The 24,564-nt window shown below is 70.3% G+C and carries 27 protein-coding genes and 1 pseudogene; 12 read left to right on the top strand and 16 right to left on the bottom strand.

The window, feature by feature from the left end; all coding sequences use genetic code 11:
* Nucleotides 1-172 precede the first annotated feature (172 nt).
* From FVS66_RS05355 to lnt, 4 genes and pseudogenes are all read left to right on the top strand, one after another.
* Nucleotides 173-307: pseudogene (locus tag FVS66_RS05355) on the top strand (undecaprenyl-diphosphatase); the annotation flags it as partial.
* A 295-nt stretch (nt 308-602) separates the two neighbouring features.
* On the top strand, nt 603-818 hold the full coding sequence (locus tag FVS66_RS05350) for a hypothetical protein (protein WP_149179822.1): 216 nt from the start codon (nt 603-605) through the stop codon (nt 816-818).
* 58 nt (nt 819-876) lie between these two features.
* Nucleotides 877-1,347 (top strand): nuclear transport factor 2 family protein, encoded by a 471-nt coding sequence (locus FVS66_RS05345; RefSeq protein ID WP_187645397.1) that lies wholly within the window; start codon nt 877-879, stop codon nt 1,345-1,347.
* Nucleotides 1,348-1,408: 61 nt separating this feature from the next.
* Nucleotides 1,409-3,013, top strand: coding sequence for an apolipoprotein N-acyltransferase (gene lnt, locus FVS66_RS05340; RefSeq protein ID WP_149179821.1), 1,605 nt, complete (start codon nt 1,409-1,411; stop codon nt 3,011-3,013).
* On the opposite strand, the gene FVS66_RS05335 is transcribed toward lnt, so the two are convergent.
* Nucleotides 2,934-3,842, bottom strand: coding sequence for a Gfo/Idh/MocA family protein (locus tag FVS66_RS05335; protein ID WP_149179820.1), 909 nt, complete (start codon nt 3,840-3,842; stop codon nt 2,934-2,936). The two genes, lnt and FVS66_RS05335, sit on opposite strands and share 80 nt — an antisense overlap.
* A 127-nt stretch (nt 3,843-3,969) precedes the next feature.
* Between FVS66_RS05335 and FVS66_RS36745 the strand changes: the two genes are divergently transcribed.
* Nucleotides 3,970-4,146, top strand: a complete 177-nt coding sequence (locus FVS66_RS36745; RefSeq protein ID WP_399224912.1) for a hypothetical protein — start codon at nt 3,970-3,972, stop codon at nt 4,144-4,146.
* 129 nt (nt 4,147-4,275) lie between these two features.
* Nucleotides 4,276-4,719 carry a hypothetical protein gene (locus tag FVS66_RS05325; protein ID WP_149179819.1) on the top strand — a complete coding sequence of 148 codons (444 nt, stop codon included), beginning with the start codon at nt 4,276-4,278 and terminating at the stop codon, nt 4,717-4,719.
* A gap of 52 nt (nt 4,720-4,771) precedes the next feature.
* On the opposite strand, the gene FVS66_RS05320 is transcribed toward FVS66_RS05325, so the two are convergent.
* From FVS66_RS05320 to FVS66_RS05280, 9 genes are all read right to left on the bottom strand, one after another.
* Complete coding sequence (locus FVS66_RS05320) at nt 4,772-5,248, bottom strand: hypothetical protein (RefSeq protein WP_149179818.1); 477 nt, start codon at nt 5,246-5,248, stop codon at nt 4,772-4,774.
* Nucleotides 5,249-5,330: 82 nt separating this feature from the next.
* Complete coding sequence (locus FVS66_RS05315) at nt 5,331-6,164, bottom strand: YihY/virulence factor BrkB family protein (protein ID WP_262386821.1); 834 nt, start codon at nt 6,162-6,164, stop codon at nt 5,331-5,333.
* Between the two features lie 274 nt (nt 6,165-6,438).
* Nucleotides 6,439-6,855, bottom strand: a complete 417-nt coding sequence (gene lepB, locus FVS66_RS05310; protein WP_149179816.1) for a signal peptidase I — start codon at nt 6,853-6,855, stop codon at nt 6,439-6,441.
* 35 nt (nt 6,856-6,890) lie between these two features.
* The gene (locus FVS66_RS05305) at nt 6,891-7,574 is read right to left on the bottom strand and encodes a uracil-DNA glycosylase (protein WP_149179815.1); all 684 of its coding nucleotides are present in this window, start codon (nt 7,572-7,574) and stop codon (nt 6,891-6,893) included.
* A 92-nt stretch (nt 7,575-7,666) separates the two neighbouring features.
* Nucleotides 7,667-9,244: an ABC transporter substrate-binding protein gene (locus FVS66_RS05300; RefSeq protein ID WP_149179814.1), complete on the bottom strand. Its 1,578-nt coding sequence runs from the start codon at nt 9,242-9,244 to the stop codon at nt 7,667-7,669.
* A 120-nt stretch (nt 9,245-9,364) separates the two neighbouring features.
* A complete protein-coding gene (locus FVS66_RS05295; RefSeq protein ID WP_149179813.1) occupies nt 9,365-10,132 on the bottom strand; it encodes an SDR family oxidoreductase in 768 nt (255 codons plus the stop codon).
* A gap of 20 nt (nt 10,133-10,152) precedes the next feature.
* A complete protein-coding gene (fabG, locus tag FVS66_RS05290) occupies nt 10,153-10,914 on the bottom strand; it encodes a 3-oxoacyl-ACP reductase FabG (protein WP_149179812.1) in 762 nt (253 codons plus the stop codon).
* A 212-nt stretch (nt 10,915-11,126) separates the two neighbouring features.
* Nucleotides 11,127-11,510: a DUF3037 domain-containing protein gene (locus FVS66_RS05285; protein ID WP_149179811.1), complete on the bottom strand. Its 384-nt coding sequence runs from the start codon at nt 11,508-11,510 to the stop codon at nt 11,127-11,129.
* Entirely contained in the window at nt 11,507-12,379 is an 873-nt protein-coding gene (locus FVS66_RS05280) for a HipA family kinase (RefSeq protein ID WP_187645396.1), read from the bottom strand. The genes FVS66_RS05285 and FVS66_RS05280 overlap by 4 nt, the downstream gene beginning before the upstream one ends.
* A gap of 323 nt (nt 12,380-12,702) precedes the next feature.
* Between FVS66_RS05280 and FVS66_RS05275 the strand changes: the two genes are divergently transcribed.
* Nucleotides 12,703-13,314 (top strand): low molecular weight phosphatase family protein, encoded by a 612-nt coding sequence (locus FVS66_RS05275; RefSeq protein ID WP_149179810.1) that lies wholly within the window; start codon nt 12,703-12,705, stop codon nt 13,312-13,314.
* A 101-nt stretch (nt 13,315-13,415) separates the two neighbouring features.
* Here the strand turns inward: FVS66_RS05275 and FVS66_RS05270 are convergent, their stop codons facing one another.
* The 4 genes from FVS66_RS05270 to FVS66_RS05255 form a co-directional block, all read right to left on the bottom strand.
* Nucleotides 13,416-14,279: a hypothetical protein gene (locus FVS66_RS05270; protein ID WP_187645395.1), complete on the bottom strand. Its 864-nt coding sequence runs from the start codon at nt 14,277-14,279 to the stop codon at nt 13,416-13,418.
* Nucleotides 14,280-14,291: 12 nt separating this feature from the next.
* Nucleotides 14,292-14,675, bottom strand: a complete 384-nt coding sequence (locus FVS66_RS35710) for a hypothetical protein (protein WP_262386820.1) — start codon at nt 14,673-14,675, stop codon at nt 14,292-14,294.
* A 60-nt stretch (nt 14,676-14,735) separates the two neighbouring features.
* Nucleotides 14,736-14,939, bottom strand: coding sequence for a hypothetical protein (locus FVS66_RS05260; RefSeq protein ID WP_149179809.1), 204 nt, complete (start codon nt 14,937-14,939; stop codon nt 14,736-14,738).
* Nucleotides 14,940-15,316: 377 nt separating this feature from the next.
* Nucleotides 15,317-15,814, bottom strand: a complete 498-nt coding sequence (locus FVS66_RS05255; RefSeq protein ID WP_149179808.1) for an LPXTG cell wall anchor domain-containing protein — start codon at nt 15,812-15,814, stop codon at nt 15,317-15,319.
* A 705-nt stretch (nt 15,815-16,519) separates the two neighbouring features.
* Between FVS66_RS05255 and FVS66_RS05250 the strand changes: the two genes are divergently transcribed.
* Nucleotides 16,520-17,809 carry a S8 family peptidase gene (locus FVS66_RS05250; protein WP_149179807.1) on the top strand — a complete coding sequence of 430 codons (1,290 nt, stop codon included), beginning with the start codon at nt 16,520-16,522 and terminating at the stop codon, nt 17,807-17,809.
* Nucleotides 17,810-17,897: 88 nt separating this feature from the next.
* On the opposite strand, the gene FVS66_RS05245 is transcribed toward FVS66_RS05250, so the two are convergent.
* Entirely contained in the window at nt 17,898-19,340 is a 1,443-nt protein-coding gene (locus FVS66_RS05245) for a polysaccharide biosynthesis tyrosine autokinase (protein WP_149179806.1), read from the bottom strand.
* A 195-nt stretch (nt 19,341-19,535) separates the two neighbouring features.
* Between FVS66_RS05245 and FVS66_RS05240 the strand changes: the two genes are divergently transcribed.
* From FVS66_RS05240 to FVS66_RS05230, 3 genes are all read left to right on the top strand, one after another.
* A complete protein-coding gene (locus tag FVS66_RS05240; protein ID WP_262386819.1) occupies nt 19,536-20,366 on the top strand; it encodes a glutaminyl-peptide cyclotransferase in 831 nt (276 codons plus the stop codon).
* Between the two features lie 190 nt (nt 20,367-20,556).
* Nucleotides 20,557-22,734, top strand: coding sequence for a prolyl oligopeptidase family serine peptidase (locus tag FVS66_RS05235; protein WP_262386818.1), 2,178 nt, complete (start codon nt 20,557-20,559; stop codon nt 22,732-22,734).
* An 80-nt stretch (nt 22,735-22,814) separates the two neighbouring features.
* Complete coding sequence (locus FVS66_RS05230; protein WP_149179804.1) at nt 22,815-23,309, top strand: Rieske (2Fe-2S) protein; 495 nt, start codon at nt 22,815-22,817, stop codon at nt 23,307-23,309.
* Here the strand turns inward: FVS66_RS05230 and FVS66_RS05225 are convergent.
* A complete protein-coding gene (locus tag FVS66_RS05225; RefSeq protein WP_149179803.1) occupies nt 23,296-23,958 on the bottom strand; it encodes an isochorismatase family protein in 663 nt (220 codons plus the stop codon). The two genes, FVS66_RS05230 and FVS66_RS05225, sit on opposite strands and share 14 nt — an antisense overlap.
* 117 nt (nt 23,959-24,075) lie before the next feature.
* Between FVS66_RS05225 and FVS66_RS05220 the strand changes: the two genes are divergently transcribed.
* On the top strand, nt 24,076-24,561 hold the full coding sequence (locus FVS66_RS05220) for a pyridoxamine 5'-phosphate oxidase family protein (protein WP_149179802.1): 486 nt from the start codon (nt 24,076-24,078) through the stop codon (nt 24,559-24,561).
* Nucleotides 24,562-24,564 lie beyond the last annotated feature (3 nt).

Genomic DNA, 24,564 nt, shown 5'->3' with positions numbered 1-24,564 from the left:
GCCACCACCGCAATCCACGCCGTGTTCGTCGTCATGCGCCAGCGAGCATCACTCGCCGGAGGGTAGATCGGAAATGCTCACTGAAAAGTGCCATCTCCCCACCAGTCTCTCCCATTCAATCTTGAAGAGTGGTGGAAACAGCAGGTCAAAGCACTCAGGACCTCGATGCTTGAACTGGTTCATGAAGTTCATCACGACGAAGAGCTTCATGCCGTTCGTGATCTACCGGATAGCGCTCGGGCTCCTGCTCTTCGCGCTGATCTGGCTGGGCGTCCTCGCTCCGGACGCCGGACAGCCGACGCACTGAGGGAAGCGGCTGAGCGCACACGCCCCGAGAGGACGGACGGGCCGCCGGCAGGGGGGGTGACCGGCGGCCCATGGTCCGGGGGTTCTTCGGCCCGGATCCGACACCTATGAGGATGCCGTACGCCATGTGCCCTCGGGAGGGCACGCAACGCATATATGCACGTGTTCGTTTCACACCCCGTGTGAAACGCACGAAGGGCGCCCCGCCACGCACCACCACGACCGGCCACCCGTGAGCGGCGACCGGCGGCCTGTGACCGGCTGCGATCAAGCGCGGCTCGGCGCACCCTTGGGGTATGGCCTGGAAGGCACCCATCGTCGTCCACCGTCCGACCGCCGGCGGCGGACGTCGCGTCACCGTGCGCGGGCAGATCGTCGGTCTGGCCCACAACGACGCGGACCTCGTCGAGTTCCTGCGGCGCGCCGGCCTCGACGAGGCCGACATCGACCTGGACGACCCGCATCTCGTCGAGTGGCGGGGCGGCCGCGCGCACCAGTGGGAGGCGGCCTGACACGCACGGGATCTCCCTTGCCCTGGCGCGTCGCGCGGGGCTCACGGACACTGTTGCGATGACGCAGCGCGTGGACCTCGCCACAGTGATGGACCGGCTGGCCATCGACGAGTTGATCACCGGGTACGCCGTGGCCGTCGACGACGCCGACTGGGGCGCGTACCGGCGGCTGTTCACCGAGGACGGGCGCGCCGACTACCGGAGCGCCGGCGGGATCGCGGGCCCGGCCGCCGACGTGGCGGACTGGCTGGCCGCGACGGTGAGCCGGTTCCCGGTGCGCCAGCATCTGATCGTCAACCGCCGGGTCCGGATCGAGGACCTGGGCGGCTACCCCGGCGACAATGCCGACGTCCTCGCCGACTACCTGAACCCGATGCACCCGGAGCCGGGCGACAGCGAGCTGGACGACTTCGTATCGGGCGGCCGGTACAGCTTCGCCCTGCGACGCACCGAGGACGGCTGGCGGCTGCGCTCCTTGGTCGTACACGAGAAATGGCGCCGAACCCTGGGCACACTGTCCGCCGAGTGACCTCCTCAGCCACACTGGAGGCCCACACTGGAGGCCCACACTCCTGGGCGAGGAGGCGCGGATGCGGTTGCGGGCCGGGCGCGGTGAGGTCGCCGAGTGGCTGTCGGCGTCGCGCTGGGGGCGCGGCGCGGCCGCCGTCGTCGCCGGTGCCCTGCCCGCGCTGGCGTTTCCGGAGCCCTCCCTGTGGTGGCTGGCGTATGTCGCGCTGGTGCCCTGGCTGCTGCTGATCCGTACGGCGCCGAGCGGTCGGCGGGCGGCGCTGGACGGGTGGCTGGGCGGGCTGGGCTTCATGCTCGCCGTGCACCACTGGCTGATGCCGAACCTCCATGTGTTCATCCTGCTCCTGGCAGGACTGCTGGGGCTGCTGTGGGCGCCGTGGGGGTGGCTGGTGCGGTGGGCGCTCGGCGGCGGCACGGCGGGGATGTCGCGGGGGCGGGCGGTGACGGCGTGCCTGGTGGTGCCGTCGGCCTGGCTGATGGTCGAGGTGGTCAGGTCCTGGGAGAACCTCGGCGGGCCGTGGGGGTTGCTGGGGGCGAGCCAGTGGCAGGTCACGCCCGCGCTGCGGATGGCGGCGCTGGGCGGGGTGTGGCTGGTGACGTTGCTGGTGGTGGCGGTCAACACTGCGGTGGCACTGCTGGTGGCGGTTCCCCCTGTGCGTACGGCGGCGGTGGGCGCGCTGGTGGTGTGCGCGGTCGCCGTGGGTTCCGTGTGGGCATGGGTGACACCGCCTGAGCCGGTGGGGCGGGTGCGGGTGGCGGTCGTCCAGCCGGGTGTGATCAGCGGTGCCGAGCAGCGGTTCGCGCGGGGCGAGGAGCTGACGCGTCCGCTGGCCGGGCGGGGCGTGGACCTGGTGGTGTGGGGCGAGAGCAGCGTGGGCGCCGATCTGACGGCCCGACCGGACCTGTCCGAGCGGCTGGCGGCGCTCTCCGCGGACGTCGGCGCGGAGCTTCTGGTGAACGTCGACGCCCGGCGCTCGGACAAGCCCGGTATCTACAAGAGCAGTGTCCTCGTCGGCCCGGACGGCCTGACCGGGGACCGGTACGACAAGATGCGCCTGGTGCCGTTCGGCGAGTACATCCCGGCTCGGTCGGTGCTGGGCTGGGTGACGGCGGTGGGGCAGGCGGCCGACGAGGACCGGCGCCGGGGCGCCGAGCAGGTCGTGATGACGGCCGGGACGGGCGGCGGCCGGGACCTGCGGCTGGGCCCGCTGGTGTGCTTCGAGACGGCGTTCCCGGACATGAGCCGCCGGCTGGTGCGCGACGGGGCCGAGCTGCTGATCGCCCAGTCGTCGACGTCGACCTTCCAGGACAGCTGGGCACCCGAGCAGCACGCCTCCCTTGCGGCGCTGCGGTCCGCCGAGACGGGTCGGCCGATGGTCCACGCGACGCTCACCGGCGAGAGCGCCGTGTACGGGCCGGACGGCGCGCGGATCGGCACCCCGCTCGGTACGGACCGGAGCGCGGCAGCCGTGTACGACGTACCGCTGACGACCGCGTCGACGCCCTATGTACAGGTCGGGGACTGGCCCTTGTGGGCGGCGTCGGCCGTGCTGGCGGGGGTCGCGGTGACGGCCGGGTTCCGCGCGGTCAGGAGGCGGCCTGCTCCAGGGAGTCCCGTACGACCCGCTCGCACAGTTCGTGGGTCAACAGGGCGTCGCGGGCACTGAGCAGCTTCCCGGCCCGGACGGCGTCCAGGAACGCCAGGACGATCTGTTCGATGCCGCGCTGCCGGGCGACCGGCACCCAGTCGCCGCGCCGCCGCACGGTCGGCTGCCCCTTGTGGTCGACGACCTCGGCGAGGTTGACGACCTGGCGCTTGGTGTCCTGGCCGGAGACCTCCAGGGTCTCCTCGGTGGAGCCGTTCATCCGGTTCATCATCCCGATGGCGGTGAAGCCGTCGCCGGACAGCTGGAGCACGACGTGGTGTATGAGCCCGTCGCGGACGCGGGCGCGTACGTCGGTGTGCTCGACCGGCCCCGGCAGCAGGAACCGCAGGGTGTCGACGATGTGGATGAAGTCGTCCAGGACGAGGGTGCGGGGGTCCTCGGGGAGGCCGATGCGGTTCTTCTGCATGAGGATCAGGTCACGCGGATGGTCCTCGCACTGCGCGTAGGCGGGCGCGAAGCGGCGGTTGAAGCCGACCACGAGGGACACTCCGCGCTGCTCGGCGAGGTCGACGAGGCGACGCGACTCGTCCAGTTCGTACGCGAGTGGCTTGTCGACGTACGTGGGGACGCCCGCCTCCAGCAGCCGGCCGACGAGCTCGGGGTGCGTGTCCGTCGGGGCGTGTACGAACGCCGCGTCGAGCCCGGCGGCGAGCAGCGTGTCCAGGCCGGTGTGGCGGCGGTCCTCCGGGATGTGGTGTGTGTCGCCGACCCTGGCCAGGGTGGCGGGGGTGCGGGTCTGGAGGTGCAGTTCGACACCGGACCGGGTGGTGAGGACCGGAAGGTACGCCTTCTGCGCGATGTCGCCGAGCCCGATGCAGCCCACCTTCACGGCCGTCTCCTCTCATATGGTGCCGTCCCGACCCGGGCAGCATACGTGCGGGGCGGAGTACCGTCCCCATGTGCGGCCGCCCGAATACCGTCGGCGCGCTGGAAGCCCGGCGGGCAAGGATGCGGGCATGACTGCTGATGAGCGCACCGAACCCGATGGCCTGGCCGGCGAACGCGAGATGCTGGAGGGCCGGCTGGACTTCCACCGTGCGACGCTCGCCGTGAAGTGCGCGGGAGTATCGACGGCGCGACGGGCGACTGACCCGGTGTCCACCTCTGCGGGGACTCACCCGTGCGTGCCGTAACCGTGGGTAGCGGGTGTGCGGGCGGTGGGGGCCCCGCAGAGTGACCGGGTGAGAGGAAGAGGCAGAGGGAGCGGAAGGGGCAGAGGGAGCGGAAGGGGCAGCGGTGGCGGTGGGGACGGCCGTGCACGGGTGTCCGCGGTCCTGACGCTGGTCGGGGTGGCGCTGGCGGTGACGGCGGCGTCCGGATGTGTGTCGGTGGCACCTGAGCCCACCGGCCCGGTGCACGTCCCGGCGGCCGGGCATCCGGCGCGGGAACCGGAGCCGCTGGTCGGCCAGGCGCCGGGCCGCGAGGCGCTGGAGAGCACCGGCCCGACGGCGCGGCCGAAGGCGGCGCCACCCCGCCGGACGGACCGGTCCCGCCCCTCCCCACCGGGCAGGCCCCGTGCGACGGCTGGGCCGAAGCCGAGAACGCGGGCGGGCACCCCTGCCGCGGCACCGGTACGCCCGGCCGCGCCGGTGCCCGTACCGACGACGGTCGCGGTGCCCGACGTATGCGGCATGGCCGAGCGGTACGGCGCGTGGCGCCCCGGCGGACACGAGTCCCGCATGTGCCGGGAGGCGGCCCGGCGGTGACGGAGATTCACCCCGCGGTGGGCCACCCGACGGTGGTTCACCCGACGGTGGTTCACCCGTCGTGCAGGCGCCGGTCCAGGCGGTCGATGGCCGCCCGTACGCCCGTGCCGTAGCCGTCGTCGGCGAGGGCGTCGGAGGCGGTGCGGGCGCGGTCGAGATGGACCCGGGCGTCGTCCGGCCGCCGCAGCTTCACGTAGTCGGCGGCGAGGTTGAGATGAAGCGACGGGTACAGGGCGCGGAGGGCGACGGCCGAGTCGTGGCGGGCGAGCCGCTCCTCTCCGAGCTCCTCGGCGGCCGTCAAGGCACGCAGGTCCCAGGCGAGCTCGTCGTCCGGGTCGTCCTGGGCGTCGGCCATGTAGTGGGCGAGGGTACAGCGGTGCAGCGGGTCGCCGTCCGCGCCGATCCCCGCCCACAGGGCCTGGAGGCGGTTGCGGGCCTCCTCGCGGTCTCCACCGTGCAGCAGCATCGTCGCCTGGCCGATGCTGGTCATGACCGGGTCGTCGGACGCGCCCCGCCACTGCTCCGCCATGTCGCCTCCTCTTCCGTGGTGGTCCGACGCTAACCGCCGCCCGGCCCGATCCACGGCGGGACACCGGAACGGGCGCCGATCCTCACTCCGTCGAGGAGCGGCGCCGTCGCGTGACGACGCCCCGCACCGCCTGCCGCGCCATGCGGCCGAGCAGCCAGCGTTCCTCGTACAGCAGCCGCCCGACGAGCGCGCCGCCGAACACGACGAACCCCACCCCGACCAGCCAGGACTGGATGACGAGCACCGTACCGACCGGCCCGTACGCCACCGCGTTGGACGCGATGAGAGGCGAGAACACCCAGTGCGAGAAGACCCACAGCCCGGCGAGCCCGATCACCGTGACCAGCGCCCCGGGCAGCAGCGCACTCCACGGCACCCGCCCGCCCAGCAGCAGCCGCTGCGACCACCAGAAGAACAAAAACGCGCTCGCCATGGCCACCGTGGCCCGCCACGTCAGCTCGCCCGCGTCGACGGGGTCCGCCGCCACGAACGACGAGAACAGCAGGTAGCCGACGAGGACCGCGAGCCAGACGAGATGCCGCCACATGGTGTGCCAGCGGGCCGGGGTCACCTCCCACACCTTCTCGTAGCCGGTCTGGACGACACCGCCGAACGTCAGGCCGAACGCGGCGAGCGCCGCGAGACCGAACCCGGTGGTGGACTCCAGCGCCGTGCCGGGCTGCACGAAGAGCTGCTCGACCTCGTCGCGCGAGGCATCCGACAACCCGAGGCCCTCGGCGAGCCACTGCGCGAAACCCCGGCTGTCCGCGGGATCGGCCGCCGCGACCACGATGAGCAGCGGGACGAGGGTGAGCAGCCCGAGTGCGGCGAAGCCCATCGCCCGGTGCATCAGCTCCATGTCCTTGCCACGTCGCCAGCCGCGCCCGGCGGCCGAGCCGCGGAAGGACCTGTGCATCCGGTGGAACCTCGACATAGAACGTCGCATACCCAGCGGACGCCCTTCAGGGGCCGCCGTTCCACCGACCGGCACCGGATTCGACACCTTCGGGCTCTACTTCTCCCGCGGCACGCCGGACCGCCGGCGTCTCATCGGTCCGCAGCGGCCCCCGCGGCGCCCCGGCCGTCAGGGGCCTGGTGCGGCAGGCGTGCGTCGCCGCCAGGAGTGATCCGGCGAGCCGGCGGCCACCGCCGGTGAGCGCCGCAGGGGCGCCCACCGGCGGTGGCGGCGCCTACGGCCGCCCCTCGGGCACCGTCACATCGAACGGCCCGGCGACTGCGGCGGTGGTCTCGCCGGATTCGTCCATGACGTACGGCTCGGCCGACGGGCGTCCGTTCAGCGCGGGTTTTCCGCCGTCGCAGCAGACGACGTGGTCACCGCCGACCGCGATGACACGCTGGAGCACCGGAGCGCCCTCCCACCGCTCGGATATCCCGAACTGGACGACGTCGCCGGGGCGGACCTGCGAGGGTTCGACGTTCTCGAGGACGAGGGGCTCCCCGCGCCCGTACGTCGGCTCCATGGCGCCGCCCGGCAGGGTCACCACCGTGTAGCCGGTGCGCAGGAGCAGCACGGAACCCATCAGCACCAGGAGTCCCAGCGGCAGCAGGATCCAGCCGGTGGTCCGCAGCCCGCGTCCCGGTCTCATCGCGCTTCCTCCCCTCACCCTTCTCTGCCCGCTCCTCAGCCGAGGTTCGGGATGCACCAGTCCACGGGCTCGTGGCCCTGATCGGCGATCGCCTTGTTGATCTGTGTGAACGGCCTGGAGCCGAAGAACTTCTTGGCGGAGAGGGGCGACGGATGCGCGCCCTTGACCACGACGTGCCGGGTCTCGTCGATGAGCGGCAGCTTCTTCTGCGCGTAGTTGCCCCACAGGACGAACACGGCCGGGTCGGGGCGGGAGGCCACGGCACGGATGACGGCGTCGGTGAACTTCTCCCAGCCCTTGCCCTTGTGGGAGTTCGCCTCGCCGGCCCGGACGGTCAGCACCGCGTTGAGCAACAGGACGCCCTGCTGGGCCCACGGCATCAGATAGCCGTTGTCGGGGACCGGGTGGCCGAGCTCCTCCCGCATCTCCTTGTAGATGTTCCGCAGGGACGGCGGGGTCTTGACGCCCGGCCGCACGGAGAAGCACAGGCCGTGCCCCTGGCCCTCTCCGTGGTACGGGTCCTGGCCCAGGACGAGCACCTTGACCTTGTCGTACGGAGTGGCGTCGAGTGCGGCGAACACCTCGTCCTGCGGCGGGTAGACCGGCCCCTTGGCCCGCTCCTCCTCGACGAACTCGGTGAGCAGCTTGAAGTACGGCTTCTGCAGCTCGTCTCCGAGGACGCCGCGCCAGGACTCGGGCAGCATGGCGGTGTCGGTCACGTCAACAACCTCCGGTGTGGGATCGCTTGTCGACCACAGAACCTACCTGGGGCCACTGACAACCGACCCCACCACCGGGTTCGGACGCCGGTCTACCAGCTGGTCTTGCGGTGCAGTACCCACATCTGCATGACCGTCTGCGGGTCGAGCGCCCGCTCGCCGCCGCCGATCTCCTCGCTCGCCGCGACGTACAGCTTGCCCTGCCACAGCGGCAGCAGCCGTACGTCCTCGACCAGGATCTCCTGGGCCCGCTCGAACTGGGCGGTCACCGCGGCGCGGTCGCTCTTGCGGCGCGACTCGGGCAGCAGCTGCTCGGTGATCTCCGGCCGGTCGTAGGGCGCGGCATGGACGTTGTTCTTGCCGACGAACGGGGCGATGAAGTTGTCCGGGTCCGGGAAGTCGGGGAACCAGCCTCGGCCGAAGACCGGGTACGCGCCCTGCTGGTAGGCGGCCTGGAACTCCTTCCAGGGCTTGCCGACCAGCGTCACCTCGAAGAGCCCGGAGGCCTCCAGCTGCCGCTTGATCTCGGCGAACTCGGCGGCCGTGGAGGAGCCGTACCGGTCCGTGGTGTAGCCGAACGTGAGCTTCACCGGCTCGTCGATGCCCGCCTTGCGGAGCAGCTTCTTCGCCTTCTCGGCGTCCGGGTCGCCGTAGCGGTCGAAGAACATCGTGGTGTGGCCCGCGATGCCCTTGGGAACCATCGAGTACAACGGCTCGGCGGTTCCCTGGTAGACCTTGGCGACCAGGGCGTCACGGTCGATGAGCTGGGCGATCGCCTTGCGGACGGCGGGGTTGCCGGCCTGCGGGTCGTCGGGGTTGAAGACCAGGTAGTCGATCGTGGCGCCGGTCGACTCGACGAGCCGGAGGCCCTCGTTCTCGGGCTTCCTCTCGCGCAGGTCGACGATCTCCTCGGCGGTGAGGCCGCGGTAGGTGGCGTCGATCTCCTTCTTCTTCAGGGCGGTGACCATCGCCTCGGACTCGCCGAAGTAGCGGATCGTGACGGCGTTGTTCTTGCGGTCGGCGAACCCCTTGTAGGTGGGGTTCTTGACGAGGTCGGCCTCGACGCCCTCGGTGTACTTGTTCATGGTGTACGGGCCCGAGCCGACGAGCCGGCCGTCGTCGCGGAGCTTGTCCGCCGGGTACGAGGCGGGCTCGACGATCGACATGGCCGGGGTGGCGAGGACGAACGGGAACGTGGCGTCCGACTCCTTGAGCCGGAAGATCACCGTCTTGTCACCGCTCGTCTCGATCTTGTCGAGCGACCCGAGGAGGCCGTTGGGACCGCCCTCCGCGTCGATCTTGCGGATCCGCTCGATGGAGTGCTTCACGGCCTCCGCGTCGAGCTTGCTGCCGGTGGAGAACTGCAGCCCGTCCTGGAGGTCGCACTGGAACACCTTGCTGGCGGTGTCGGTGAACTTGCAGTCCGCGGCGTCCGGCTGGGGCGTGGTGCTTCCGGTGGGAAAGCTCAGCAGCGTCTGGAAGACATTCCGGAACAGCTCCCATGAGCTGTCCCACGAGGCGGCGGGGTCGAGGGTGGTCGGAGAGCTCGTCGTGCCCACGACGATCCTGTTTTCCGCCTCGGCTTCATCGTCCGCGAAGAGACTGCATCCCGCCAGCAGGGATATGGACGCAAGGGCTGCAGCTACCCGCAGACTGGTCCGGTTGAACACGTGCACACGCTCCTCGTTCAGCCATGGTCGGCCGACCATACCGCAGCGCCCCGCCAGGTCAATCAGGGAGGACCGGCGGGGCACTTGGCACATTCGGCGACCAATCAGGCGTAATCCACCTCAGCCGACTCCGGCATTGAGGAAAATTCCCCCATCGACCACCAAAGTCTGGCCGGTGATCCAGCCGGATTGGTCGGATGTCAGGAATGCGGCGGCGCCGCCGATGTCCGACGGCGTACCAAGCCGGCCGAGCGGATAGGAGGCGGTGACCTCCGCCTCGCGGCCCTCGTAGAGCGCCTCGGCGAATTTCGTCTTCACGACCGCCGGAGCAATGGCATTTACTCGGACAATCGGGGCGAATTCATGGGCCAGCTGCAGCGTGAGGTTGATCATCGCCGCCTTGCTCATCCCGTACGCGCCGACGAACGGCGAGGCGGCGACGCCGGCGACCGACGCGATGTTCACGATCGAACCGCCGTTGTCCTTCTGCCACGCCTTCCAGGTCTGCTGGGCGAAGCCGAGCGCCGAGATGACGTTGGTCTCGTAGACCTTCCGGGCCACATTGAGGTCGAGCTCGGCCATCGGGCCGAAAACCGGGTTGGTCCCGGCGTTGTTGATCAGGTGGTCCACTCGGCCGAAGGCCTCCATGGTCCGCTCGACGGCCAGCACCTGGTGGGCCTCGTCGGCGGCCTTGCCCGCGACGTAGATCGCCCGGTCCCTACCGAGGCGCTCGACGGCCTCCTTGAGGGAGTCCTCGCCGCGCCCCGTGATGCACACCCGGTCGCCGCGCGCGACGAGCGCCTCCGCGATGCCGTAGCCGATGCCCCGGCTGCCGCCCGTGACGAGCGCGACCCGGCCGGACGGCTCGGGCAGTTCCCTGGTGGTCATGTCGTCGTCCACCTCCCGCTTCAGTTGAGGGGCCCGCCGGCCACGTACATGACCTGACCGGAGACGAAGCCGGCGTCGTCGCCCGTGAAGAAGGCGATCGCGTTGGCGATGTCCTCGGGGCGACCGACCCGCTGGACGGGGATCTGGGTCGCGGCCGCGGCCTGGAACTCCTCGAAGCCCATACCCACGCGCGCGGCGGTCTGCGCGGTCATCTCGGTGACGATGAACCCGGGGGCGACGGCGTTGGCCGTGATGCCGAACTTGCCGAGCTCCTTGGCGAGCGTCTTGGTGAAGCCCTGGAGGCCGGCCTTGACCGCGGAGTAGTTGGCCTGGCCGCGGTTGCCGAGCGCGGAGGACGAGGAGAGGCTGACGATCCGGCCGAAGCCCGCGTCGACCATGTGCTTCTGGCACGCCTTGGCCATCAGGAACGCGCCCTTGAGGTGCACGTTCATGACGAGATCCCAGTCGGACTCGGACATCTTGAACAGCAGGTTGTCGCGGAGCACACCCGCGTTGTTGACGAGGATCGTCGGCGCGCCGAGCTCGGCTGCGACGCGTGCGACGGCGGCCTCCACCTGGGCGCTGTCGGATACGTCGCAGCCGACCGCGAGGGCGGTGCCGCCGGCTGCGGTGATGGTGTCGACGGTGCCCTTGCAGGCGGCCTCGTCGAGGTCGAGGACGGCGACGGCGCGCCCCTCGGCCGCGAGCCGTACGGCGGTGGCGGCGCCGATACCGCGTGCCCCTCCGGTCACGACAGCCACGCGCTGCTGGGTGGTGGACATGGTGGTTCTCCTCGCCCTTGAGTCCCTGGGGCCGCCCGTTCCGCATCCACGAGAGCGATGAGCGACCGCTTAGTATCTTCAGTAGGACGAGACGCTAGAAGCCCTGGCACCCGGTGTCAACGGCACACAGGCCGGGTGCCGGGGATCACTTCCGCGGCGAGGCGGCCTTGAGCGGCGCCTGGACCGTGCCTGCGCCGTGTCCGGGCCGCGCCTCAGCGGACGAGCAGGTCGAGGAGGCGCTCGACCTCCGCCTCCGGGTCAGTGGTCAGGCCGGTGTGCACCGGCCCCGGCTGGACGACCGTGGAGCGCGGCGCGATCAGCCAGCGGAACCGGCGCCCCGCGTCCTCGGACCCTGCCTGTCCGGCGTCCTCGCCGCCCCGGCAGACGCCCTCCACGGCGCGCAGGGCGGCGCGTACGCCGGTGACGTCGGCCCGCGGGTCCAGCGCCGCCAGCTTGTTCTCGTCCAGATGGGTCCGCGCGGCCACGAACGACCTGGCGCGGCAGTAGACCACCACGCCCGCGTTGAAGCACTCGCCGCGGTCGACGCGCGGTACGACCCTCAGCAGCGCGTATTCGAAGACGTCCCGCTCGCTCACTCGCCGCTGTCCTTCTGGTCGCTCTTCTCGCTCCGCTCGCTCCTGGTGGAGTGGGGCCAGGGGGCCACGTGCTCGGTCAGCCAGCCGGGCGCCCGGGACGGCTTGCCCCCGGTGCGTTCACCGACGGTGACGCGCTCGTGAATGGTCGCGGCACGCGGCAGGAGGGCCCGCACATAGGCGCGGCGTACGTCGGCGGCCGAGTCGAAGCCGGGCTCGTCGACCAGCCACTCGTCGGGTACGTCGGCGGCCACCTCGGTCAGCAGCTTCTCTGTGACCTGGGGGGCCAGCTCGGCGGCAGCGGCGGCGACATCCGGGCCGAAGCCGGCCAGGACATGGTCGGAGGCGTCGTACGGCTTGGCGGCGGACGCCTGGGCGCCGGGCCAGTTGTGGTGCCAGATCATCGTGGCGCCGTGGTCGATCAGCCAGGGCTCACCGTGCCAGACCAGCATGTTCGGATTGCGCCACGACCGGTCCACGTTGTTGATCAGCGCGTCGAACCAGACGACCTTGCCCGCCTCGACCGGGTCCATCTCGTAGGCGAGCGGGTCGAAGCCGATGGAGCCGGGCAGGTAGTCCATGCCCAGGTTCAGGCCGCCGCTTGCCTTGAGCAGCTCCTGCACCTCCTGATCCGGCTCTCCCAGGCCGATGACCGGGTCCAGCTGGATGGTGACCAACTCGGGGACACGCAGCCCCAGATGGCGGGCCAACTGCCCGCAGATCACCTCGGCGACCAGCGTCTTGCGGCCCTGTCCCGCACCGGTGAACTTCATGACGTAGGTACCGAGATCGTCTGCCTCGACGATCCCGGGCAGCGATCCGCCCTCCCGCAGAGGTGTGACGTAGCGGGTGGCAGTGACTTCTGTCAACATTTCCCCAGGCTATACGGCTTGGCCCCCTGGGAATCCACGGACCGGGGTCGGGGCCGTACAGCCTGGGGAATCACTCCGATCAGCCCTGGGGAGAATCTGGGGAGTCCTGGTCGGCGGCCCGCTCCCTGAGCGAGGCGTAGGTGTGCCGCGACACGTGGAGACCGTCTGATGGAAGCCTCACGGCGCCGGGCTGACACACGCTGCCCCGAATGGCCCCACCGGTGACGGCGACTTGGCGGCGTTCCCACCCGAAACGGCGATCCGACGCCCTGGCGGACGTGCGTCTGCCCGCCCAGCGGAAGTCACGGGTGAATACTGACGCCATGCTCCACATTCTCGGGTCCTCTCCTCCCTCGTCGCCCGGCGTGTGCGTACCCGGGTTTCGCGTACTCGTCGTGTGCACCGGCAACCTCTACCGCTCCCCCCTCGCCGAGTGCCTGCTCAGGCAGCGGCTACTCGATGCTCGACGGATGATCCGAGTGAGCAGTGCGGGCACGGAGGCCGTCCCTGGCAGGCCCATGGCGGCCACGGCGGCGTCCTTCCTCCTCGAACGCGGTGCGGATCCCTCCGGGACGAACTCCCGCCGGCTGACGAAGGAGCTGGTCGAGAACTCGGATCTGGTGCTGGGGGCCGCAAGGGAGCATCGCGAAGCCGCTGTGCGGCTGTCTCCCGTATGGTCGTTGGCCCGAGCCTTCACCCTCTGCGAGTTCGCCCGGCTGGTGCGGGCCGAGGACGCCTCAGGCGTGGTGGATCCGGCCGCACGGTTCGCGGCTCTCGTCCGGGGCGCTGCCTCTCGGCGTGGTGCCGCGCGTGCGTATGCCGGTGATGACGACATCGACGACCCTCTCGGTGCCCGTCCCCAAGAGGTGCAGAAGTGCCTGGTACGGATCGAGGGTGTGGTGCAACGCGTCGCCGCCGCTGTACGGACCGGATGATGCATGGGTGTCGAACCGCGGCGCGGCCGGCGGGAGGATGGAGCCCCTTCCGCCGGCCGCGCCTCGGGATCCCAGCAGTACCGGGGAGTCCCGACCAGTTCTCAGAGATCCGGTCGGGGTGCGTGTGACGCCGGAGAATGCCTGTCCGTCATCATGCGAACCGATTCCGTGTCAGCAAGGGGAGAATTGCCTGCGGCGACCCTCAATCGGTGCCGGGGCCTGGTTCGGTGATGTGGCCTTGTCAGGCGGATCTGTCGGACGAGTTGCTGAAAGCACGCCAGAGACGCGCAGATCGGCAAGGCGGCAGCGGCGGCGTCGGTGATGCTTCCGCGCGCCTGGACGACACACAGGAATACCGCCGCGGAGGAGAACAGCAGTACCACGATCCAGGAGTGCACGGCACGGCATCGGTGCAGCGCGGCGCGCAGGATCGACAGCGCCGCCACGAGCCATGGGCCGTAAACAAGCAGCGGCCACCAGGAAACGGCAGCGCTCTGCGTGGGGAGGACGGCAGCGAGCCGCAAAGGCTCATAGGTGGCCATGCCGCCGAAGACGCTCACCATCGATGTGATGACCGCGACCAACGCGGCGATCAGATAGCTGAGGGTCCGCATCCCGCTGAGACGTCTGCGTTCCGGTAGCTTCCGATGGCTCTGGGGAGCTGCCCTCAGCGGCGGTAGTTCGGCCGTGATGTCCTGCAGCTTCCCCAGAGAACTGCTTGGAGGCGGTGCGGTTACCGACGTCTCTTCGCAGGCCGGGGGCGCGGCTGGGGCACGCTCGGCCGCGATGGCGTCCTGGAGCATGTAAGCGAGTTCCTCGGCCGGATCCCATGCCGGGTCCGGCGGAACCAAGGGTGCCTGGAACACTTCGGCCGCACGCCGATGCCGACCGCTGCCCTCCAAGTCGTACCGGCCGAGACTGTCAGCGTAGAAGCCCGAGTGGTGGTCGATGCGCTCGTCGTTCATCTCGCCGCTTGCTCAGTCGGCCCGAGGACGGGTGCGCCGGCCTTCCAGGGCGCCCCATCGTTGAATGAGATCAACTTCCAGCCGCACCATGGAGTCGAGAAATCTCTGCAGCAGCGGTTCTGTGACCTGCAGCACGACCGGCAGTCCCTCTTTGCTGAGAGTGCCGTTGGCACTGGGCGCAGAGTACGCCGAGGACGGAGTGTAGATGTAGGGGCCCATCGTCACCGCATGTGCCCCAGTCAGGACCTGCCCGTCCTCGCGATACGCGAACAGGCCGGTATTCCTTGCCCTAGTCATGTCTCCAATAACGCTGCCCCTTCCTCTTGGATGCGCGGCAAACGAGTGAAGGAATACATGAATAAGCATTCCATCCACAAGGCATTTGACCATGTTCACCGCCCTGCACAAATCATATTATGACCACTGCTGATTGACCGAACGTCAGGATGGGGGGCGTCAGGAGTGGTCCACACCGACAGCGTCCAGCTCGCGGTGCAAGGGGTGAGTGTTCTCTTCCAGCACTTCGATCATGCGGCGGCGCCGACGCAGCTCAAGAACGTCAACACGCCACATCCGGCCGAGCGGATGTGATCCCAGAAGGGATCCCACGGTGCAGACAGAAGCACAGACGATCAACGTCCAAAGAGCGGTGTTCCACACGGTTGTCTCCTCCGTCGTTCTGATGGCTGCGCCTCGAACCTCCGCAGACAGTGCGGCGCACGAGGATCACGGCACACGAATAACGCGCATACATATGCTGGGTGACAGAAAAGACGTGAAACACCCCGCAGAGACTAACCGGATGACTGCCCTTACATCCCACATATCGACCTGCGGCCGGGGCATCGGCCTTCTGCACGGAGCCGGCCGCACCGCGACCGATTCGCACAGCCGACCGGGCCACGCACAGACACCGACGGCCGACAGCACATACCCGACCCGACGCCGCGAGAGCGTGCGGGAGAGGTCTGTTACTGCCGGCCGTCACACAGGTACTGCCACAGGAGTCGCGAGCGCACGTTGTGGACCCGCGCGGGTCAGCCGCGCCTCACCCGCCGGGTGAGAAGAATCGCCCCGCCACCGAGCAGGAGCAGCCCGGCAGCCCCGCCCAGCAGGACGGCCGAGCGGTCCCCACCGGTATCGGCGAGGTGCGGCTTGCCGTCGTGATCGTGGCCGGGCCTGCCGCCGTGATCGTGGCCCGGCTTGCCGCCGTGATCGTGGCCGGGCCTGCCGCCGTGATCGTGGCCGGGATCGCCGCCGTCATCGTCGTCGTCGAGCACGGTGATCTCGGCCAGGTGGACCTGCGCCTCACCCTTGAGCCGGAAGATGTGTTCGCCCGGCTCGACGTGATGGGGGATGGTGACGGTGTCTGTCACCATGCCGTTCTCATCGGCCGTGTGGAAGTCCAGTGTGATCTTGCTGGAGAAGATCGCCGATTCGATGCCGTCCTCACCCGCGCCGAATCCTGGTCCAGTGAAGGTGAGCGAATCTCCTTGGGTAACAGTGGTGGCACTGAGAATCAGGTCCTCGGGCACCGGCGGATACGGTTGGGCAAGGGCGGGCTGCGCCCCCAGCACTGGTGCAGCGGCCAGGACAGCAGAGGCTGCTGTGGCCGCGAGTACGGCACGCCATCTGGCTGACACCGTCATCGCATTTCACGCTCCTCAAGTGGGATCTGGCCGACGCCTTGACGCGACCAGCGAGTACCGTATACGCATTTATGACGCCAAAAGGCCTGTCTTAACGCCTGTTGGTGCATGAGACGCCATCTGGCGCACGAGGATCACCGGATCGACGTCAAGACCGTCCGAGGGCGCGCGCGGCGGAGATGCCGGGGAAGGTCTTCGGCGCCCGGACAATGCACAGCGCCAGGCCACGGCGGAGAAGAACAGCACAACGCACCACGAGTGAGCGGGCCTGAGTCACCGCCCGTCAGCCCCGCCGCGTGGTCGTCATACCCCCCCCACCACGAACTCAGTTGTGACTCAGGTGCGAGGCATCCGGGCGACATGAGCGTCGGTCGCGCTCCCCCCGCAGAACGCTGACGCTCTCGCACCGTCGAGGAAAGCAGGCCACAGAGCCACACGGCTGACAGATGGGCGGAAAATCCCGCATGGCCGAAGGTCGGGACGTCGCGGCTCCTCGCACACCTGCAAGCTCTAGAACCACAGCGAGCTGAACATTCAGAACGTCACAGTCGGTCCGGCTCGCCACTCCGACACATTCGAGAAAGGTCCGGGATGCCGAAACCCATTGTGGTAACCCTCCTCGCGTTGGCCCTGGCGGCTGGTACGCCGAGCACCGTCGCCCATTCGGCCGAAGCAGAGTTCCCGCCCGCAGCCACGGTGTCCGACGAGACCGGCAAGATCGCCGGCCGGTACATCGTGACGCTCAAGGAAACCGGCACCGACCGACAGGAGGACGTGGACAACGCCGTGACGACGGCGACCGAGCACGCCTCCGACATGGGCGCCTTCGTGCACCAAGTCTACCGCCATGCCCTCCACGGCTATGCGGCGTCGATGACCGCGAGCACCGCGGCCACGCTCGCCCGCGACCCGCAGGTGCAGTCGGTGCAGCAGGACCGCCTGGTCCGTGCCACGGCCCACTCGGTCCCGACCGGCGTGGACCGGGTCAACGCCGACCTCAGCCCGACCGCGGCCATCAACGGTGTGGACACGCGGGTCGACGCGGACGTCGCAGTCATCGACACCGGGGTCAGCACGAGCCACCCGGATCTCAATGTGAACCGGTCCGGCGGTGTGAACTGCTGGATGCCCTTCCTGCCGCCCAACGACCTGAACGGCCACGGCACCCACGTGGCGGGCACCATCGGTGCCCTGGACAACGGGACCGGAGTCGTCGGGGTGGCGCCCGGTGTGCGGCTCTGGCCGGTGCAGGTGCTCAACCCCCTCGGCATGGGATTCACCTCGACCGTCCTGTGCGGCATCGACTACGTCACCCAGCACGCCGACCAGATCGACGTGGCCAACATGAGCCTGGGCGGTGCCGGCACCGACGACGGCAACTGCGGCAAGACCGACGGCGACCCCATGCACCAGGCCATCTGCAACTCGGTAGCCAAGGGCGTCACCTACGTCGTGGCGGCCGGCAACAGCCACGCCGACGCCAAGAACACCGTGCCGGCCGCATACGACGAAGTGATCACCGTCAGCGCTCTGGCGGACTTCGACGGGAAGCCCGGCGGCCTGGCCGGGCCGACCTGCCGCGCCGACCAGGACGACACCTTCGCCGACTTCTCCAACTTCGGCTCTGACGTCGACCTGATCGCACCGGGCGTGTGTATCAGGTCGACCTACCTCAACGGCGGCTACGCCACCATGTCCGGCACCTCCATGGCCGCGCCGCATGTGGCGGGCGGCGCGGCGCTGTACCAGGCCACCCACCCGACCGCATCCCCCCAGACCGTCAAGGCTGCCCTGCAGAACACGGGCAGCCTTGACTGGTCCTGGCCGTCGCAGGACGGAGACGCCGTCAAGGAGCGCCTCCTCAGCGTCTCCACGTTCTGACCAGACGTCAGCTCGGCGACACGCCTCGGTAGCGCACCACGGTCACCGGCCGGGGTGTGCTACCGGGCGTCGGACCCGCAGCCCCGGCTCATTTCTCACCCGTGAGATCCATGACGGTGGCCTCCTTCTGATGGGCCGCCAAACGGGGCGCGGGCAGTTCGCCGTACGCCCCGTAGGCGCCGTAGCGGTCGCTCTTCGGGGGCGCGACCATGTTGAAGACGGTACCGAGCAGGCGGCCGCCCACCTGTTCCAGCGCCTCGGTGGCGGTGCGGACCTGGTCACGGCTGGTCTTCGAGGCCCGGACGACGAGCAGCGTGCCCTGGGCCAGCGGGGCGAGTCCGATGGTGTCGGCGACCGGCAGCAGCGGCGCCGTGTCGATGATGACGGCCTCGTACGTGTTCGCGAGGTCATGTAGGACTTCGTTCATACGGGCCGAGGCGAGCAACTCGGTGGGGTTCGGCGGCACGGCACCGCCGGCCAGCACCGAGAGCCCCTTGCCGACCTGTTGCATCACGTCCTCGGCCCGGGCCTGTCCGATGAGCACGGTGGTCAGTCCGGCGTCCTGGACGAGGCCGAAGGTCTCGGCCACACACGGACGGCGCAGGTCGGCGTCCACCAGACAGGTGGAGACGCCCGCCTCAACGAGGGAGAGGGCCAGGTTCACCGAGGTGTTGGTCTTGCCCTCGCCGGGCACCGAACTCGTCACCATGATGATCTGGGGACGGTCGTCGACCTGAGCGAACTGCAGATTGGTGCGCAGTTTACGGAAGGCTTCGGCGCGCTGGGAGTGACGGGCGGCGGTGATGAGTGGTTGTGCGGGTGCGCTCTTGTCGTACGGAATGGCTCCGAGGCCCGGCAGACCGGTGAGCTCGCCGAGCGCCTGGCTGGTCTTGAGGGTCGTGTCGAGGGTCTCACGCAGGACGACGAGGCCGGCGGCGAGCAGCAGTCCGACACACACTCCGCCGACAAGGTTGAGCAACGGGCGCGGCGAGACGGGAGCGGCGGGCGCGACCGCGTGCTCGGTGACGCCCAGGGAGACAGGTGAGACAGGGTCGGGAGGTGTGTCCGCCTCGCGCCCAGGGCCCATCGGCCTGGGAGTCTCCAGCCGCTCGACCACAGCGCTGAAATGCGCCGCGACGGCATTGGCGATCTCTGCGGCACGCTTGCGGTCGGAGTCCCGGACGGTGATGTTGATGAGCACGGTGTTGGGCGGGGCCTCGGCGGTGATCCGGGAAGCCAGCTCCTCCGCTGTGGTGCGCAGCTTCAGCTCACGCACCACGGGCCCGGTCACCTGACGGGTCGGCACGATGGCGGCGTACGACTGCACGCGCGCCTGCGAGAAGCTCTGTCCCTGGCTCAGTTGAGCGGTGTCCTCACCGGAGCGAGTGGCCACGAAGAGCTGCGTGTCGGCAGCGTAGACGGGGGCGCTCAGGTTCGTGACGGCGAGCGCCGCCCCCACCGCAAGGACCAGACAGACCGCGACGGTCACCCAGCTTCGGGCAAGAGCCTTCAGGAATCCGTGGAGATCCAAACTACACCCCTCAAAGGACCGAGGGAAACCACCCGAAGGAGAGGTTTATTCCCTATGTGCATTGCTGAACATAGGGGCTGGAACATCTCTATCCGGGGAACCACCCCCATGTCGGCCCGCAAACAGCCCTGTAGGCAGACGCTCGACCGAGGAGAGTGGAGAAGATGACGCCGTCAGAACAGAGCGGCGCTTGCCGTGCCTGAACGCGTAGGCGTCGTGATGGCGTCCGTGTTCACGGGGGCGCTGCTCCTGTGCTGCACGTCCTGCACCGCGAAGGACGCAGCGGCATCCGCGGAGGATGTGGAGCGGTTGCGTGTCAAGGTGCTGGAGGTCCTGCCGCACGATCCGCAGGCCTTTACCCAGGGACTGGAGATGGCCGGTGACACGCTGTACGAAGGCACCGGTCTGGCCGGGCGGTCGTCGGTACGGGCGGGCCCGCCCGGAGGTCTGCCCACGGCCCGTGTGGACATTCCGGCGCCGTTGTTCGGCGAGGGGATCACCGTCGTCGGCCGGACGCTCTGGCAGCTCACCTGGCGGAACGGGATCGCCGTCGAGCGCGATGCGAGGACGTTGGAGGAGGTGCGCCGCGTCCTGTACCCCGCCGAGGGCTGGGGGGTGTGTCACCAGCGGTCCAGGAACCGGCTGGTGACGAGCGACGGTTCGTCCCGGTTGACGTTCCGGCACCCGAGGACGCTCGCGAAGACGGGCGACATCGGCGTCACCGAGAACGGGCGACCGGTGACGAAGCTGAACGAACTGGAGTGCGTCGGCAACGCCGTGTACGCCAACGTCCTGTTCACCGATCGGATTGTGCGCATCGACCCCGACACCGGTGCGGTGAGAGCGAGCATCGATGCCACCGGGCTCTTGCCTGAGAACGAACGCGTGGCCGGTTCCGTCCTGAACGGAGTGGCGGCCGTCCCCGGCACCGACCAGTTCCTGATCACCGGCAAGTTCTGGCCCAGGATGTTCCGTGTGGTGTTCGTTCCCGCGTCGGCCTCACCCACCAGGGCCCCGGAGGAGTGAACACCACCCCATCAGGTGACCTACGCGCAAGACCGAGCGGACGGGATGAGTCAGGCCACGCGGGACGTGAGGGAGGCCCGGACGCTGCGCATGGAGAGCCCGGGGCGGCGGTCGCCCATGGGCCGGGGTTATCCACAGGCCGCGGGCTTCGGCGCCGTCGATGTCGTCCGTCCCTGGCATGCTCTGCCGCATGAGTCCCACATCCTCCTTAGCCGCAGCGGAGTTCCCCCGCGTGCTCGCCCGCACCCGGCGCTTCTCGCTCGGTGTCCCGGACCGGTTCACCGTCTCGCCGGACGGCGCGCGTGTGCTGTTCGTCCGCACCGGTTCGGGCACGGACCCCGTCGGCCGGCTGTGGCTGCTCGAGGACGGTGCGGAACGGCTCGTCGCCGACCCGGCCGTGCTCGGCGGCCCCGGCGACGAGGACGTTCCGGACGAGGAGAAGGTCCGCCGCGAGCGCGCCCGCGTGACGGCGTCGGGCATCGTCGCGTACGCCACGGACCGGGAGGCCCGTCTGGCGGTGTTCGCGCTGGGCGGGGCCCTGTGGGCGGTACGGACCGCGGGCGGTGCGCCGTGGCGGATCCCGACCATGGGGCCTGTCGTCGACCCGCGCCCCTCACCGGACGGCTCGCTCGTCGCATACGTGACCGGGGGCGCCGTCCGGGTCGTGGGTTGGGACGGCACGGGTGACCGGCTGCTGGCCGCGCCCGAGAGCCCTGACGTGGTGTACGGGCTCGCGGACCATGTGTCGGCCGAGTCGATCGGGCGGCTGCGTGGCCACTGGTGGTCGCCGGAGGGGGACGCGCTCCTGGTCACGCGGGTCGACGAGGCGCCCGTCGCCCGCTGGTTCCTCTCCGACCCGGCCGACCCCGCAAAGCCACCGCGCCTGCTGCGCTACCCGGCGGCGGGCACCGCGAACGCCGAGGTGACCGTTCATGTCCTGGGCCTCGACGGGCGCCGCACACCCGTCCGGCTCCCGGCCGAGGCCGACCCGGAACACCACCCGGACGGCCGCTGGACGGACATGCGGTTCGAGTACGTGACGGCGGCGGGCTGGGACGCGTGCGGGCCGTACGTCCAGATCCAGACACGGGACCAGCGCAGCGCCGAGCTCTTCGAGGCCGACCCGGACACGGGCAGCGCCCGGCCGCTCCACCTGCTGCGGGACCGCGCGTGGGTGCCGCTCACGCCCGGCACGCCCCTGCGCACCGGCTCGGGGGTGCCCGTCGTGACGCGGGTCCGGGACGATGTGTGCGGGATACGCGTCGGCGACGCGGCGTCCCCGCCCGGCCTCCATGTCCGTGAGGTCCTGGGCACGGCCGGCGAGCGGGTGTACTTCACCGCGAGCGAGGAGCCGACGGAGATCCATGTGTGGGTGTACGACCCGGACGGCTCGGCCGACGCCCCGGTGGACGGCTCGGCCGACGATGACCGGGGCCGCTTCCGGCGGGTGAGCGGGGAGCCGGGCGTCCACACGGCCGCCGTCGGCGGTGACACCGTCGTCCTGGACAGCAGGACCTGCGAGGGCCGCAGCGTGACGGTGCTGCGGGCCGGCGAGCCCGTGGGCCGGATAGCCGTCCTGGCCGAGGAGCCGCCGGTCCCGGTGCGTCCGCTCCATCTGTCGCTCGGGACGCGCCGGTTGCGCGGCCACCTCCACCTGCCCTCCTGGTACGACGCCGGGTCGGACCTACGCCTGCCGGTGCTGCTGAGCCCGTACGCGGGGCCGGGGCTGCAACTGGCGCTGCGGGCGTACGGCTGGTGGAGCGCCGTCGCCCAGTGGTTCGCCGAGCAGGGTTTCGCCGTGCTGGTCACCGATGGCCGGGGCACCCCGGGGCGGGGCCGGGCCTGGGAGACCGCGGTGCGCGGCGACCGGCTGGGGCCCGCCCTGGAGGACCAGGTGGACGCGGTGCACGCGGCGGCGGAGCGGTATCCGGGCCTGGACCTCGGGCGGGTGGCCGTGCGGGGCTGGTCGTACGGCGGTTATCTCGCGATCGGCGCCGTACTGCACCGCCCCGATGTGTTCCACGCGGCGGTCGCGGGCGCCGCACCGACGGACCGGCGGCTGTACGACACACACTGGGAGGAGCGGTTCCTCGGCCACCCGGAGGTCGAGCCGGAGAACTACGCGCGCTCGTCGCTCGTGCCGGAGGCGCACCGGCTTACCCGGCCCCTGATGCTGATCCATGGGCTGGCCGACGACAACGTGGTGGCGGCCCACACCCTGCGCTTCTCGGCGGCGCTGCTCGCCGCGGGTCGGCCCCACACGGTTCTGCCCCTGCCGGGGGCGACGCACATGGTCACGCAGGAGCAGGTGATGAGCAATCAGCTGGCTCTGGAGGTGGACTTTCTCAAGAGCTCGCTCCAGAGGTGAACGGTGGGGCCCTCGGGCCCGTACCACCGGATGACGAGATGAACACCACAGGTTGAAGCAGAAGTGGAAGGGGACCGTGCATGGCCGGAACGACCGGAGCAGCACAGGGGACGAGCCTCGCGGTGGGGCGCCGTACCGTCGTCGCGGCGGCGGGGGCCGGTAGTCTCGCGGCCGTCCTGACGGCGTGCGGCGGCTCGGACAGCGGGACGACCACGCCGCCGGCCGCCGCACCGCCCGCGGGCGGTGACACCTCGCAGGGCACGGGAGGCGCGGGAGGCGCGGGCGCCGGGCAGGAACTGGCGAAGACGGCCGACATCCCCGAGGGTGGCGGCAAGGTCTTCGGCGACCAGGGCGTCGTCGTCACACAACCGACGGCGGGCGAGTTCAAGGCGTTCTCGGCGATGTGTACGCACCAGGGCTGCGCAGTGAAGGACATCAGCGACGGAGTGATCAACTGCCCGTGTCACGGCAGCAAGTTCGACGCGGCCGACGGCAGCGTGAAAGCCGGTCCGGCCACTTCGCCGCTGGCGCCCGCGTCGATCACGGTGGAGGGTGATTCGATCAAGCTCGCGTGACTGCCGGGCGGCCCCGCCGTGGGTGGCGCCAGGAGACGAGGACCTCGTCCGTGGTGGTGAGCGTGGCAACGAAGGCGAGGGTGTGGCGGATCATCGCGCGCGTGTACTCGGTCGGCACGCCCGCGACGGCGTCCGCCGGGACGACCGCCGTGTAGCCGAGGTTGACCGCGTCGAAGACCGCGTTGGGTATGGCGACGTTCGCCGAGACACCTGTGACGATCAGGGTGCGGCAGCCGAGGTTGCGCAGCAGCGCGTCGACGTCGGTGCCCGCGAGCGGCGACAGGCCGTGCAGCCGTCGCACGACGAGGTCCTCGTCGGCGACCTCGATGGGGTCGGCCACGCGTACGGCGGTGCTGCCGGTGTGCTGCTGCACGGGCAGCCGCTCGGCGGCCCGGAACAGCCGGGCGTTGTTGCTGGCGCCGCGCCCGTCGGGACGGCGCTCGGCGACCGCGTGGACCACCTGGACGCCTGCCGCGTGGGCTGCGGCGACCAGGCGGGCGACGTGGTGGAGGGCGCCGGACGAGCGTGCCTCGGCGGCGAGTTCGGGCAGTGCGCTCTCCGGGCCGACGACGCCGCGCTGGCACTCGACGGTGAGCAGCACGGTGTGGGCGGGGTCGAGCAGCTCGCGCAGCTGCGCGTTCGTCGGCACGGGTCTCCTCTCGTGGCGGGTCCGCCGGCCACGAGAGGGTGACCACCCTTGCGTCGTGCCGGAAGAGCACCCATGATTCCCTGACACATAGTCAGATGTGAAGTGGGGTGGGTCGGGATGCCAGTCGCTCAGCGCCGCGGCCGGCGAATCATGATGACCCCGGCGGAACTCGACGCGTTCCTGCGCGAGCGGCGCACCTGCCGGGTCGCGACGGTCTCGCCGGACGGGCGGCCGCACGTCGGCGCCCTGTGGTTCGTCTGGGACGGGGCGTCGCTCTGGCTGTACTCCCTCACCCGCAGCCGCCGCTGGGCGGATCTGCGCCGGGACCCGCGCATCGCGGTCGTGGTCGACGACGGCGAGGAGTACGGGGAGCTGCGCGGCGCGGAGCTGTCGGGCACCGCGGTCGTGGTGGGCGAGGTTCCGCGCTCCGGTGCGCCGTGCGACGCCGAGCCCGGGCTGGCCGCCGTGGAGCGGCTCTTCGCCCGTAAGAACTTCGGCCTTGCGGAGCTGCCGCACGACGGCCGGCACGCATGGCTGCGACTGACCCCGGACGCGGTCGCCTCCTGGGACTTCCGCAAGATCGGCGGCGCGGCCACGGCCTGAGAG

The organism is Streptomyces sp. TRM49041, from assembly GCF_008271805.1.
In the GTDB taxonomy this organism is placed as follows: Bacteria; Actinomycetota; Actinomycetes; order Streptomycetales; family Streptomycetaceae; genus Streptomyces.
Note: the sequence above shows the minus strand (reverse complement) of the source record. Positions and strands in the feature narration are given on the sequence as shown.